At 75.4% G+C, this 12,103-nt stretch carries 15 protein-coding genes; 6 read left to right on the top strand and 9 right to left on the bottom strand.

Going from position 1 to position 12,103, the window contains the following annotated elements:
- Positions 1–5 precede the first annotated feature (5 nt).
- Both ACZ52J_RS15585 and ACZ52J_RS15580 read right to left on the bottom strand, forming a co-directional pair.
- The gene (locus ACZ52J_RS15585) at positions 6–1,034 is read right to left on the bottom strand and encodes a hypothetical protein (protein WP_465619056.1); all 1,029 of its coding nucleotides are present in this window, start codon (positions 1,032–1,034) and stop codon (positions 6–8) included.
- A 94-nt stretch (positions 1,035–1,128) separates the two neighbouring features.
- On the bottom strand, positions 1,129–1,794 hold the full coding sequence (locus ACZ52J_RS15580) for a rhomboid family intramembrane serine protease (RefSeq protein ID WP_465619054.1): 666 nt from the start codon (positions 1,792–1,794) through the stop codon (positions 1,129–1,131).
- On the opposite strand from ACZ52J_RS15580, the gene ACZ52J_RS15575 reads away from it, so the two are divergent.
- Positions 1,778–1,999 (top strand): hypothetical protein, encoded by a 222-nt coding sequence (locus ACZ52J_RS15575; RefSeq protein WP_465619052.1) that lies wholly within the window; start codon positions 1,778–1,780, stop codon positions 1,997–1,999. The two genes, ACZ52J_RS15580 and ACZ52J_RS15575, sit on opposite strands and share 17 nt — an antisense overlap.
- Before the next feature lie 41 nt (positions 2,000–2,040).
- On the opposite strand, the gene ACZ52J_RS15570 is transcribed toward ACZ52J_RS15575, so the two are convergent.
- The 3 genes from ACZ52J_RS15570 to ACZ52J_RS15560 form a co-directional block, all read right to left on the bottom strand.
- A complete protein-coding gene (locus tag ACZ52J_RS15570) occupies positions 2,041–2,469 on the bottom strand; it encodes a hypothetical protein (protein WP_465619050.1) in 429 nt (142 codons plus the stop codon).
- Between the two features lie 10 nt (positions 2,470–2,479).
- Positions 2,480–3,397 (bottom strand): glycerophosphodiester phosphodiesterase, encoded by a 918-nt coding sequence (locus ACZ52J_RS15565; RefSeq protein WP_465619048.1) that lies wholly within the window; start codon positions 3,395–3,397, stop codon positions 2,480–2,482.
- An 87-nt stretch (positions 3,398–3,484) separates the two neighbouring features.
- Positions 3,485–4,477 (bottom strand): ArsR/SmtB family transcription factor, encoded by a 993-nt coding sequence (locus ACZ52J_RS15560; RefSeq protein ID WP_465619046.1) that lies wholly within the window; start codon positions 4,475–4,477, stop codon positions 3,485–3,487.
- A 74-nt stretch (positions 4,478–4,551) separates the two neighbouring features.
- On the opposite strand from ACZ52J_RS15560, the gene ACZ52J_RS15555 reads away from it, so the two are divergent.
- The 4 genes from ACZ52J_RS15555 (at position 4,552) to ACZ52J_RS15540 (ending at position 8,074) form a co-directional block, all read left to right on the top strand.
- On the top strand, positions 4,552–5,508 hold the full coding sequence (locus ACZ52J_RS15555; RefSeq protein ID WP_465619044.1) for an aldo/keto reductase: 957 nt from the start codon (positions 4,552–4,554) through the stop codon (positions 5,506–5,508).
- Positions 5,509–5,626: 118 nt separating this feature from the next.
- Positions 5,627–6,253 (top strand): histidine phosphatase family protein, encoded by a 627-nt coding sequence (locus ACZ52J_RS15550; protein WP_465619042.1) that lies wholly within the window; start codon positions 5,627–5,629, stop codon positions 6,251–6,253.
- A gap of 65 nt (positions 6,254–6,318) precedes the next feature.
- Positions 6,319–6,900, top strand: a complete 582-nt coding sequence (locus ACZ52J_RS15545; RefSeq protein ID WP_465619040.1) for a TetR/AcrR family transcriptional regulator — start codon at positions 6,319–6,321, stop codon at positions 6,898–6,900.
- Positions 6,901–7,006: 106 nt separating this feature from the next.
- Positions 7,007–8,074, top strand: coding sequence for an SDR family oxidoreductase (locus tag ACZ52J_RS15540; RefSeq protein ID WP_465619236.1), 1,068 nt, complete (start codon positions 7,007–7,009; stop codon positions 8,072–8,074).
- Positions 8,075–8,148: 74 nt separating this feature from the next.
- Here the strand turns inward: ACZ52J_RS15540 and ACZ52J_RS15535 are convergent, their stop codons facing one another.
- The 3 genes from ACZ52J_RS15535 to ACZ52J_RS15525 are packed head-to-tail and all read right to left on the bottom strand — an operon-like array spanning position 8,149 to position 9,145.
- Positions 8,149–8,541 (bottom strand): hypothetical protein, encoded by a 393-nt coding sequence (locus ACZ52J_RS15535; RefSeq protein WP_465619038.1) that lies wholly within the window; start codon positions 8,539–8,541, stop codon positions 8,149–8,151.
- A gap of 16 nt (positions 8,542–8,557) precedes the next feature.
- Complete coding sequence (locus ACZ52J_RS15530; protein ID WP_465619036.1) at positions 8,558–8,872, bottom strand: hypothetical protein; 315 nt, start codon at positions 8,870–8,872, stop codon at positions 8,558–8,560.
- 42 nt (positions 8,873–8,914) lie between these two features.
- Entirely contained in the window at positions 8,915–9,145 is a 231-nt protein-coding gene (locus ACZ52J_RS15525) for a hypothetical protein (protein WP_360507057.1), read from the bottom strand.
- 137 nt (positions 9,146–9,282) lie between these two features.
- On the opposite strand from ACZ52J_RS15525, the gene ACZ52J_RS15520 reads away from it, so the two are divergent.
- Entirely contained in the window at positions 9,283–9,921 is a 639-nt protein-coding gene (locus ACZ52J_RS15520; RefSeq protein ID WP_465619034.1) for a hypothetical protein, read from the top strand.
- Here the strand turns inward: ACZ52J_RS15520 and ACZ52J_RS15515 are convergent.
- Entirely contained in the window at positions 9,912–12,092 is a 2,181-nt protein-coding gene (locus ACZ52J_RS15515; protein WP_465619032.1) for an acyltransferase family protein, read from the bottom strand. The genes ACZ52J_RS15520 and ACZ52J_RS15515 overlap by 10 nt on opposite strands.
- Positions 12,093–12,103: the final 11 nt, after the last annotated feature.

Genomic DNA, 12,103 nt, shown 5'->3' with positions numbered 1-12,103 from the left:
CAGGCCTAGTGGTTGAACCCCACGTGGCAGTGGTCGTGGTGGGTGTCGTCGGTGAAGAACCGATTGCCGGCACCCGGGATCGCCACCGGGCCGCCCACGTTGTACGAACCGGCGGCGGCCGCGTCCCGCATGAAGGACTCGATCAGCTGCCGGGGCGTGGCCGGGTCCACCACGGCCATGCCGTCGATCCGCCAGACGTCGAAGGCCCGGCCCAGCGGATGGTCGCTGGGCCGGGTCGTCCCGAAGACGTCCGACGGATGGCCGGTCCGCACCACGCTCACCGACAGCGTGTACGGGCCGGCCATCCGCAGCATCACCTCCATCACGCTGTCGTGGACGGTGCCGCTGCGCAGGTCCGCCGCCGCCTCCGGCGGCAGCTCGATCCTCGGCTCGGCCAGCACCCGGGCCATCGCCGACGGCAATGCGTCGGCCGCCGGGCCCGCCACCCCCGGATGCAGCTCGGTCACCGTCCAGCGCGGCGCGGCCCGGCTCAGCCGCACGTCCACCGTCGTGCCGCCCCCGACCACCGAACCGTCCGGGCCCCGGGTCCACTGACGGCACACCACCAGCACACTCGCCGAATCGGCGAGGATCCCGCCGTACTGGGCGACGATCACCTCCAGGCTCGCCTCCGACGCCGCCGGCGCCAGCGGCCCCGCCTGGTCGGCCAGCGCGGGCGGCAAACCCAGCGCCGCCACCCTGGCCCGGGCCGCCTCCACCCCCTGCCCGCCGGGCGGCCAGGCACCGAGCGCCGCCACCAGCTCGACGGCCCGGCGCTTCACGTCCGGCTGGATCTCGGACGGGCCGGGCTGCCAGAGCGGCGGCTGGGGCAGCTGCGTGGGCGTCGGGGTGGGCGTGGGTGTCACGGTCGGTGTTCCCGGCGTCATCGTGCTCGAACTCGGCCCCGCCGACTGCGGCTTGCCCCCGCTCGTACACCCCGCCACACCCAGCACCGCCGCCGCCGCGCCCGCCCGCAGCACTCCGCGCCGGCCCGTGCCCCGGCCGGCGTCTCCGCCCGTCATACGGTCAGTCATGCCGTCAGTATGCGACCCGGGGCGCCGCGACCGGCGGAGGCGTCAGCCCAGCCGGCCCCGGCCCCGGCCTCGGCCTCGGCCTCGGGAACGGCTGTCACACGGCGGCGGGCTGCGGGAGTCGGGTCCTCGCGCCGACAGCGAGGACCAGGCCGAGCAGACAGCCCGCCACCAGGCCGGCGCCGTGGTTGTTCCGCATCGCGCACAGGAACAGTCCCGCCGCGGGGATGAGCAGCACCGGCCAGTTGGCCTTGAGCCCGGGGCCCCGGAGGTCCCCGCGCAGCAGGCAGGTGACGGCGAGGGCCCCCAGCAGGCCGCAGACGGCCACCGAGTCGCCGCCGCCGCGCGGCGACCAGCCGGACAGGCTCACCACGTGGGCGAGGACGCCGCTGACGAGGAAGACCGCCGCCGTCCGCCACCAGCCGAGCACCGACTCGGCGACGGCGCCGATCACGAGCAGGGCCGGCAGGTTGATCGCGATCTGCATCAGGCCGGAGGACTGCACCAGCAGCGCGGTGCCGGCCCGCCACCACTGCCCGTCGGACAGCGCATCCGGCTGCCGCATCAGATCGTCGATCACGGACGGCACCGCGTACTGGACCACGGCCATCACCGCCATGACGGCGAACAGCGCGGCGGTGACCCAGGGACGACGTGCGAGGGCGGCGCGGACGACGGCGAGCACGTCGCCCGGGCCGCCGGCCTGCGCCGTGGTCGCGTCGGTGGGCGCACCCGTGGATGCGCCCGTGGATGCGCCCGTCAAGCCCGCTGGGGATCCCGCCAGCACCAACGTCCGCAGCCCCGCGCCGATCACCACGGCAGCGCTCGCGTACAACCCGATCTCGTGCGGCGTCATCGCCGAACCCCCGTTGTCGAACAAGACCCGGGCGGTTCTGCCCGGTCACCCGGCCATCATCTCGACCGGGCCGGGTCCGGCGCCAGCTCGGACGATCATGGATCGGGCATGACAGCTGTCACAGCCGGAACCGGCAGCCGTCCGCGACCTGACCTACGGACGCGCCGGGGGCCGCAGGGCGTAGCCGTCCGCGGTCCGCTCGATCCAGGACGGCTCGCCGAGCTTCGCCCTCAGGACGGCCATCGGGTACCTCAGCTCCTGGGGGTGGAACGGTGCGTTGTAGACCTCCCACATGATCACGCGCGACTCGTGCACGCCCTCGCCCAGCGCGATCAGGCCGCGCAGCAGCTTGGTGTCGGCACGGGTGAGCTGCGCCGCGCGGCCGTCCACGGTGGCGATCCGGGTGTCCAGGTCGAGGACGAGGCGGCCGTCGAAGGCGGTCAGCGAGCCCTGCGGTTGCGGCGCCGGGTTCTGCCGGTCGCGGAGCAGGTCCGACAGGCTCCCGCCGTCGGCCGGGGCGCTGCTCTCCGGGCGGGCGCTGCTGTCCGGGCGGGCACTGCCCTCCGCGTTCTCGCCGTCCACGCCCGGCAGCCTAACCGGCGGCGCCCGAGGCCGACCAGGCCGCGTTCCAACCGGCCAGTTCGGCCGGGCGGTTGGTGATGATGCCGTCCACCCCGGCGTCCGCGAGGGCCTTCCAGCGGGCGGGCCGGTCGACGGTCCAGACGTTGACGGCGACCCCGGCGGCGTGCAGGTCCGTGACCACGCCGGGGCGGGCGGAGAGCGCGTCGTCCGAGGGGTTGTAGGCGGCCAGGCGGAGGTCGTGCGCGGTGGCGACCGGGTCGGCGTCCAGGGTGGCGCGGAGCAGGCCGAGCGGCAGTTCGGGGGCCAGCTCGCGGGTGTAGCGGAGGGCGTCCACCTCGAAGCTCTGGACGAGGACGCGGTCGGTCATGCCGTGGTCGCGCACCTCCTGCACGATCCGGGCGACTTCGTCGCGGGTGTGCGGCCCCTTGATCTCCAGCAGCAGCCGGCCGCCCCGGGTGTGCAGGTCCTCCAGCTGGGCGGCGAGGGTCGGCAGGCGGGTGCCCGCGTACGCCGGGGCGAACCAGGAGCCGGCGTCCAGCGTGTCGAGCTGGGCGGCGGTCAGGTCGCGGACGCGGCCGGTGCCGTCGGTGGTGCGGTCCACGGTGTCGTCGTGCAGCACGTACGGGACGCCGTCCTTGCTGGGCTGGACGTCGTCCTCGATCCACTCGGCGCCGGCCCGGCGGGCGACCTCGTCGGACACCAGGGTGTTCTCGGGCGCGGCGGAGGAGGCGCCGCGGTGGGCGTACACGGTCGGCGGCGCACCGGCCGGGCGCAGCCGGGCGTCGGACGCCGGGGCGGCCGACCGCGGTGCGGACTGCGGGGCAGGTGCCCCGGTGAGCGCGACGGCGCCGCAGGCGGCCCCGAGCAGCGTGGTGACGAGGACGGTCCGACGGCGGTGGCGGTGCCGGGGGTGCCGAATGGGTGTCATGCTCCCGCACGCTACGGGCGTCCGGCGGATCCGGCCCGGCGACACCGGAATCCGGGGTGACATTACGGTAGGCGGAGGAACGGATGATCACCCCTGCGCCAGTGGCGCGAGCAGCGCCTCCGCCGAGGCCGTCCGCGCGTACAGCACCGACCGTCCGGCCCGGTGGGCGCTGACCAGGCGGGCGTCCCGCAGGGCCGTCAGGTACTGGGACACGGCCGACGGCGACAGCCCGGTGCGCCGGGCGAGTTCGGTCGTGGACGCCGGGGCCGCCAGCTCCGTCAGCAGCCGGGTGCGGGAGCGGCCGAGGACGGCGGCCAGCGCCTCGGTGCCGGCCGCCGGGGCGGACGCCCACAGGGCGCCGATCCCGCGCGCCGGGTAGGCGAGTTGCAGCGGGTCCGGCGGGGCGAGCCGGGTGTAGAGCGCCGGGCCGGTGAACGCGGACGGGACCAGCAGCAGCCCGGCCCCGGCCGTCCGGCCCGACAGTGGGCGGGAGCGGTGGCGCAGCCGCAGGGTGTCCTCCGTCCAGCGGAGTTCGGTGTGCAGGTCGTTCAGGACCCGGGCCGCGCCGTGCTCGGCGGCCTGCCGGGCCCGATGCAGCACGTCGGCGTCCAGGACGGCCCGGATCCGCGCCCAGTACGGGGCGAGCGCGAGCTCCCAGTACGCCTCGACCGCCTCGGTGAGCCGGCCCAGCCCGCCCGCCGGGTCGCCGTACAGGGCGCGCAGCCGGGGGCCGAGCCGGCCCCGGCCGTCCCGCAGCCGGTCGAGGTCGCGGCGCAGCCGCTCGGCCGGGGTGGCCCGGATCGCGGCCAGTTCCTCCGCCAGGGTGGGGGCGGGCCCGGCGGGGGCCGGGTTGATGAAGTCCGGCACGTACCCGGCGGGCGGGACGAGTTCGGCGAGCAGCGCGTACGCCGGGCCGAGCGCCGCCAGCCGGGGGCGCACCTGCTCCACCCAGGGCCGGTGGACCGGGTGGGCGAGCCCCGAGCGCAGCAGCCGCAGGCTCGGGCCGACCTCCCACATCGGGGAGACCGCGAAGCGCATCCGTGCCAGGTCGCCCGCCGTGAACAGCAGCTCGGCCGCCAAGCGCCCACCCCCGTGGATTCAGACATGTTCGAATCTTTGGCGGTCAGGCTAGTGCATTGGCGATCATGACAGGCATGACCTCGGAGACCACCGTGAACACCACCGTGAACACCGCCCTGAACACCCCCGTGTCCGCCGCCGCCTCCGGCACCTGGACCCTCGGCGACCGCGCCGTCCACCGCATCGGCTTCGGCACGATGCGCCTGCCGCAGACCGGCCCCGCACTGGTGCCGCACGCCGTGCCGCGCGACCGCGAGCAGGCCCTGCGGGTGCTGCGCCGCGCGGTCGAACTCGGCGTCAACCACATCGACACCGCCGCCTTCTACTTCTCCTCGCTGCGCTCCGCCAACGAGCTGATCAACCGGGCGCTCGCGCCGTACGGCGACGACCTGGTGATCGCCAGCAAGGTCGGCCCGGCCCGCGGCCTCGACGGCCAGTGGGCGGAGCACGCCCGCACCCCCGAGCGGCTGCGCGCCCAGGTCGAACAGAACCTGCGCGAACTCGGCCGCGACCACCTCGACCTGGTCAACCTGCGGATCCTCGGCACCGACTCCGTCGCCGAACGCTTCGGCGCGCTGGCCGAGTTGCGCCAGGCCGGGCTGATCCGCCACCTCGGCCTGTCCAACGTCCACCCGCACCAGCTCGCCGAGGCGCAGACCATCGCGCCCGTGTCCTGCGTGCAGAACCCGTACGGCATCGGCGCCTCGCCCGCGCAGGACGAACTGCTGCGGCTCTGCGGCGAGCAGGGCATCGCCTTCGTCCCCTTCTACGCCATCGCCGGCGCGGGCCGGGAGGGCGGCGCGGGGCCGGCCGAGCCCGCCCAGGTACGGGCGGTGGCCGAGGCGCGCGGGGTGAGCACGGCGCAGGTGCGCCTGGCCTGGACGCTGCACCGCGGCCCGCACGTCCTGGCCATCCCGGGCACCGGCGACGAGGCGCACCTGGAGGACAACATCGCCGCCGGGGCGCTGCGACTGTCGGCGGAGGATCTCGCCCTGCTGGACGAGGCCCACACGGACGCCCACACCGGCTGAGCCGGAACCGGGCGGGGCCCGGTTCGCGTCGCTCCGGGACGACCCGACGTTGATCCCTGTCGACTTGACGCTCAGCCCTGTCGACCGAACGTCGATCCCTGTTGAGGAGTCCCGGAGCATGACCGACGCCACCGCCACCCGCTACCTCTACCTGGCCCGTCACGGCGAGGCCACGCCCGACGAGAGCGGGCTCACCGATGCCGGGCGCCGGCAGGCCGTCATGCTGGGCCGGCGGCTGGCGGGCCGGCCGATCTCGGCGGTGCACCACGGCCCGCTGCCCCGGGCCGCGCAGACCGCGCGGCTGGTCGCGGAGCAGCTGGACGGCGTGACGCCGGTGGTGTGCGAGGAGGCCGGCGACTTCGTCCCGTACGTTCCGGAGCGGGCGGAACTGCCCGAGGACAGCGCCGATTTCCTGCTGGAGTTCCTCTCGCACGCCACCCCTGAGGAGTGCGAGCGCGGTGCGGCGCTGGCGCCACGGGCGGTCGAGCGGTTCACCGGGCCGGCGGCGGGCGGCGAGGAGCGGCACGAGCTGGTCGTCACCCACGCCTTCCTGGTCGGCTGGCTGGTCCGGCACGCCCTGGACGCCCCGGCCTGGCGCTGGCTCGGCCTCAACGCCGCCAACGCGGCGCTGACCGTACTGCGGTTCACCCCCGGCCGCCCGTCCGCCGTCCTGCTGCTGAACGACCAGGGCCACCTGCCCGAGGAGCTGCGCTGGACCGGCTTCCCGCCCGCACTGCGCTGCTGACAGCGCCCCTGAGGTCTCGTCAACCCGCCGTCGACAGAATATGCAGACCGGTCTACTATCGCCGCATGGGAGTCAAGGGCGAGGAGACCCGGGCCCGGCTGATCGCCGGCACCAGGGACCTGATCGAGGCACAGGGCTACTTCGGCACCGGCCTCAACCGGATCGTGGCCGCCACCGGCGCGCCGCGCGGCTCCCTCTACTTCCACTTCCCCGGCGGCAAGGACCAGTTGGTGGCGGCCGCGCTCACCGAGGCCGGCCAGGAGGTCGAGGCGCTGCTCACCGCACTCGCCGCCGAGGGCGCCGACACCGCCGCCCTCGCCGAACGGCTCGTCGAGGCCTTCGCCGAACGCCTCGCACAGTCCGACTACACCAGCGGCTGCCCGATCGCGACCGTCGCCCTGGAGACGGCGGGCACCAACGAGCCGCTGCGGACCGTCTGCGCCGAGGTGTACGCGCGGTGGCAGCAGGTCCTGACCGGCCGACTGGAGGCCGAAGGCTACGGCCCGACCGAGGCCGAGACCGCCGCCGGCCAGACGCTCGCCCTCCTGGAGGGAGCGGTCCTGCTCGCCTCCGTCCGGCGCAGCCGCGAACCGCTGGACCACGCCCGGCGCGCCGTCCGGCAGCTGCTCGGCAACCGCGACACGTAGGCGAGGGCGCGCCGCCGTTCGTGCGGCGCCTCCGCACGCCGTCGCATCCTCGCGCGTCCTCGCACGCCCAAAAAATATGCAGACCGGTCTACTGAATACCTGAACCCTGGAGCGCCCCCTGACGTCCGTCCCGCCGCCCCGCACGCTCGTCCTCGGCGCCACCGGCTTCCTCGGCCGCTGGCTGGTCCTCGAACTCCTCGCCCGCGGCGAACCCGTGGCCGCCACCGTCCGCGACACCGGCCGCGCCGCCGACCTCCGCCGCTGGCTGCGCGCACACCGGGCCGACGACTCGGCGCACACCACCGTCACCGCCGACCTCACCCGCCCCGGGCTCGGCCTCTCCCCCGAGGACGACGCCCGGCTCGCCGACATCCGCGACGTCCACAACCTCGCCGCCCGCTACGACTTCGGCCTCACCCGCGCCCAGGCCGAACCCGCCAACGTCCACGGCGCCCTGCACGCGCTGCGGTGGTCCGCCACCCGTCCCCGGCTGCGCCGTCTGGTCCACCTCTCCGGCTACCGCGTCGGCCGCGACCCCGACCCCCGGTACCCGCTCCCGGAGCGCGCCACCGCCGCGCTCTACACCCGCCTCGGCGCGTACGAGGCCTCCAAGCAGCTCGGCGACGCCGCCGTCCGCGTCACCGCGCCCCACCTCGGCGTACCGCTCACCACCGTCAACCCGAGCAGCGTCATCGGCCACTCCCGGACCGGCGAAGCCGGCCAGTACCTCGGCCTGGCCCAGCTGGTCCGCCAACTCCACCGCGGCCGCCTCCCCCTGCTGCCCGGCACCCGACGCACCTTCCTGCCCGTCGTCACCGTGGACCACCTGGCGCGCTTCCTGGTCGCCGTCCCCGACCACGACCGCGTCCCCGTCCAGGCCCACACCGTCCTCGACGCCACAACCCCTTTCCTCCCCGACCTGATCACCCTGCTCGCCACCCACCTCGGCGTCCGCCCACCCCGCGCCCTGATCCCCGTCCCCCTCGTCCGCCGCCTCCCCCGCACCCTCACCGGCGCCGACCCGGAAACCCTCACCTTCCTCTCCGAGGACCGGTACGACACCACCTCCGCCGACCGCCTCACCACCGCAGCGGGCCTCGCCCACCCACCCCTCGCCCCCGCCCTGACCACCTGGGCGACCCGCCTCGTCGAGGAGGACTTCGGCGCACGGTAAAGCGGCACGGGAAGTCGGACAGGCCGACTTCCCGCGCAGGCCGCCACCGCAGGTCCCGGCCGGTCGTAGGTCCGTCAGTCGAAACGGGGACCGTACGCCTGACGGACGATCGGTCGGATCTCGCCCTCGGCCAGGTCCAGGGGGCCGAATCCCCGCATCTTCACCTCGCGGCCCGTCACCATCCTGGTGAGGTACCCGTGCGAGAGGGGGGCAGGCTCAGGGGGGCCGTCCTCGGCCACGATCCGACCGAGCCAGTCGACCACGGCATCGACCTTCTCCGGCGGTACACCGAGGGCTGCCGCACAGCGCCGCAGGTCCGGCAGGGCGACCTGGTCCGCCCCTTCGGCCCGCTTCGGGTCCGAAGCCGGGGTCTCCGTGTGGACCGTGTTGTTCGCGATCTGCGTCTGGACGGCGAGTTGCTCGGCCGCTTCCCCGTACCCCGCCGTACCGGCCAGGTCGTCGTTCACTGCGCCTCCCGGACGATCACGGCGCCTTCCGGACAAGCACCGCGTCTCCGGCGGCGGCCGCGCCGGCGAAGAAGTCGCGCAGTTCGCGCAGGTCGTGGACGACCCTGGCGGCCACGGATTCGGACCAGGGGGTCGGGTAGCCGAGGTGCGCGGCCGTGCGGGCGAGCACGGTGCCCTGTTGGCGGACGAGTTCGCCGAGGGCGAGTCCGGCGGCGGCCAGCCGGTCGTACCGGACGTCGCGGTCCTGGGGTGCGAGGTCGCCGAGTTCTTCCGGGGAACAGGTGTCCACGGCCTGGCCGGGCAGGCGGCGCCAGAAGTGATCCACACTCACCCGCTCAGCCTAACGAAGTCCCGACGACCGGGTGGGGACGGTTCAGGCCTCGCCGGGGTGCCAGGCGGGCCATTCCCAGGGACGGTCGGCCCAGTGGACGCGTTGGGGGTCGCGCGCGTCGAGGTCCGGGAAGAGCTGGTGGATGCGCGGTTCGAACTCCTCCGGCGCGAGCGGTTCCCAGCCGTGGCCCTCGAAGTGGACGAGCCGGTAGCGGCTGTCGGTCCGGAACTCGGCCACCTCGACCAGGGGTGCGGTCGTGCTGTTGGTCTCCATGACCCCAAGCATGTGGCGCGGTGGCAATCAACGCCCGTTCAGACCCCTCTTCCGGGTCATGTCCCGGCGTCGGCGCGCTCGTTGAGCACGGGAAGGTACGACGGGGGCCGACGGGGGGCCGCTGGAAGGACGAACACATGACTGGGCAGCCCACCGGAGGGCAGTGGCAGTGGCCGCAGAACGCGTGGCAGCCCCCTCCCGTCCCCACGCTTCCCCCGCCGCCGGTGCCCGCTCCCGCCCCGCCGAGGCGCCGCTCGCGCAAGGCGTGGGCGGCCGCGGCGGTCGGGACGGGTGCGGTGCTGGCCTCGGTCCTGGTGATGTGCGGGCCGGGATCGGGCGACGACGTGCGGATGGTGGCGTTGCCGTCGGCCTCGCCCTCCGCCACGGCCCCGGGCTCGCACCTGCCCCCGGTGTCCCCGCCGCCTGCCACGCCCGCGCCTTCTCCGCTGCCGGCCCCGGTCCCGGGGGGCGGTGCGACGGGCATGATGGGCACAACGGGCACGGCGACGGCGGCGACGGCGACGGCGACGGCGGCCGATCCGGGGGCGGCGGACGCCCAGCACGGGTCGGCGAGCCCGCACCCGAAGACCGGCCGCAGCCCGCACGCCACCGCCCCGGCCCGGGGTACGTCGGGCGCGCCCGCCCCGACGGTTCCGGGGTCGGGCGCGTCGGTGCCGGGCGTCGGACCGGGCACCATCTGTGACCAGGCCGAACGCGTCGGCCGCTGGCCGGCCGGCTCGGAGCAGGCCCGCCTCTGCCGAGGGGTCTACGGCTGAGCGGCCGGAACACCGGGAACCGCTGCCGCACCAGGCACCCCCGATACACCTGAAACCCCCAGCAGCCCCTTGTCCAGCCGCGGCGCCAGTACCCGCGCCAGCGTGTCGGTGATGTGCCCGGTGTCCCGGTACAGCACCACGCCCTCCAGGACCGCCGGGCAGGAGGTCCCGGAGCCGGGGCAGAGCAGTGGGCCGAGGTCGAGGGTCCGGACGCCGTACCGGGCGGCGAGCCCGCCGTCGAGCAGCGGGTCGGGTTCGAAGGCGGTGTCGCGCGGGAACGAGCAGGCGTCCGAGCGCCCGTCGGAGGCGGCGAGGCAGGTCGGGATGTCCTTGCCGGGCATCGGGGTGTCGCCGAGGTAGGCGAGCGGGGCGCCGAGCGCGGTGAGGCGGTCGAGGGTACGGGTCCAGCCTTCGGTGCGTTCCTCCTGGTTGCCGTAGCGGTTGAGGCCGGCCATCAGGACGAGGCGCGGCTTGGGTCCGGAGGTGAGCCGGGTGAGGGTGTTCTCGCGCCAGCGGTCGCATTCGTCGAAGGTGCGACCGAGCACGTTGTTGCGCACGGTGAGGGTGGCCAGTGGGCAGCCGGGTTTGACGAGGACTTCCAGCGCCCAGTGCCGCTGATCGGCCAGGGCGAGGGCGGCGGAGATCCACTGGCCGGCGTGTGAGTCGCCGAGCAGCACGATCCGGTCGGGGCTGTTGTCGGCGCCGAAGAGGCAGCGCGGGCTGGTGTCGGCGTTGAGCGGGATCTCGCAGCCCTTGCCGGGTGGGAAGTCCTCCCGGGCGCGGGCCAGCGAGGGGGTCAGGGTGAGGACCCGGGTGCCGGGGGCGAGCAGGCCGGGCCCGTCGGCGGCTCCGGCGGGGGCGGCGGTGGGCCCGGTGGTGGCGGCTCCGAGGGCGCGGACGGTGCCGCCGCCGAGGGTGAGCGCGGCGATCAGGGGGATGACGAGGGCGCTCGCGCCGACCGCGAGTCCGCGTCGGGGTGCCGGGCTGCTGCCGTAGCGCAGTGGCTGTTCGACCAGGCGCAGGGTGAGCCAGGCGGGGAGCGCACTGGCGGCGGTGAGCGCGGCCAGGGTGGTCCAGGGCAGCGCGCCGTACCGGGCCTGGGCGATGGTCAGCACCGGCCAGTGCCAGAGGTACCAGGCGTAGGAGAGGCGTCCGGCGGCGCGCAGCGGGCGGGTGGCGAGCAGCCGTCCGGCGTCGACGGCGCGGGGCGAGCCGTGTCCGGCGAGCAGGACGGCGGCGGTACCGAGGACGGGCAGGAGTGCGGCGGAGCCGGGGAACGGCGTACTGCGGTCGTACAGGAGGACCGGCGCGACGACGGCCGCCAGGCCGGCCCAGCCGAGCAGTCGGAGCGACCACCGCACCGGGCGCCGCGCGGTGCGGGAGGCGAGCGCCCCGCCGGCGAGGGCCGCGCAGGCGCCCGCCGCGAACTCCCAGAGCCGGCTGCCGGTGGAGAAGTAGGCGAGCGGCGCCGAGGTCTGTGTCCAGCGCAGGCACAGCACCAGCGAGGTGCCGCCGACGGCGACGGTGGCGAGGGTGATGGCGACGGTGCGGCGCCGCCCGTGCAGGTAGCGGGCGAGGCCGAGCAGCAGGACGCCCCAGAGCAGGTAGAACTGGTTCTCCACACCGAGGGACCAGAAGTGCTGCAGCGGGCTGGGGTCGCGTTCGGCGGCCAGGTAGTCGGTCTGCCGGCCGACGAAGCGCCAGTTGGCGAACTGGCCGGCGGCGGCGATCAGGTCGCGGGCGAGGTCGGTGCCGCGCAGCGGGTCGAGCAGGGCGCCGCCGGCGGCGGCGGTGGCGACCAGGACGGTGGCGGCGGCGGGCAGGATGCGCCGGGCGCGGCGGGCGGCGAAGTCCCACAGGCCGAGCGGGCGGCTGGTCAGCAGGCCGGTGATGAGGAAGCCGGAGATGACGAAGAAGATGTCGACGCCGACGTAGCCGCCGGTCAGGCCGGGGACGGCGGCGTGGAAGCCGAGGACGGAGAGCACGGCGATGCCGCGCAGCCCCTCGATGTCAGGGCGGAAGGCGGTGCGCCGGCGGGATTGCCCGCTCTCGGCGACGGTGGCGCCCTTCGGGACGGCGACCTCCCGGTCCACCCGGACGAGGTCGGGCAGCAGGTCGGAGGAGCCGACGGCGGATGATGACGAGGCGGACGGTGGGACGGCCGTGGACACGGCGGCGCTCC

Source organism: Kitasatospora sp. NPDC034035 (genome assembly GCF_055575755.1).
This window is presented reverse-complemented; position numbering and strand designations above follow the sequence as displayed.

Bases quoted from the DNA above. Each gene is read 5' to 3' on its own strand.
- ACZ52J_RS15545 (WP_465619040.1), top strand. From the start codon at position 6,319: ATGGGAGTCAAGGGCGAGGAGACCCGGGCCCGGCTGATCGCCGGCACC.
- ACZ52J_RS15520 (WP_465619034.1), top strand. From the start codon at position 9,283: ATGACTGGGCAGCCCACCGGAGGGCAGTGGCAGTGGCCGCAGAACGCG.
- ACZ52J_RS15555 (WP_465619044.1), top strand. From the start codon at position 4,552: ATGACCTCGGAGACCACCGTGAACACCACCGTGAACACCGCCCTGAAC.
- ACZ52J_RS15565 (WP_465619048.1), bottom strand. From the start codon at position 3,397: ATGACACCCATTCGGCACCCCCGGCACCGCCACCGCCGTCGGACCGTC.
- ACZ52J_RS15585 (WP_465619056.1), bottom strand. From the start codon at position 1,034: ATGACTGACCGTATGACGGGCGGAGACGCCGGCCGGGGCACGGGCCGG.
- ACZ52J_RS15550 (WP_465619042.1), top strand. From the start codon at position 5,627: ATGACCGACGCCACCGCCACCCGCTACCTCTACCTGGCCCGTCACGGC.
- ACZ52J_RS15525 (WP_360507057.1), bottom strand. From the start codon at position 9,145: ATGGAGACCAACAGCACGACCGCACCCCTGGTCGAGGTGGCCGAGTTC.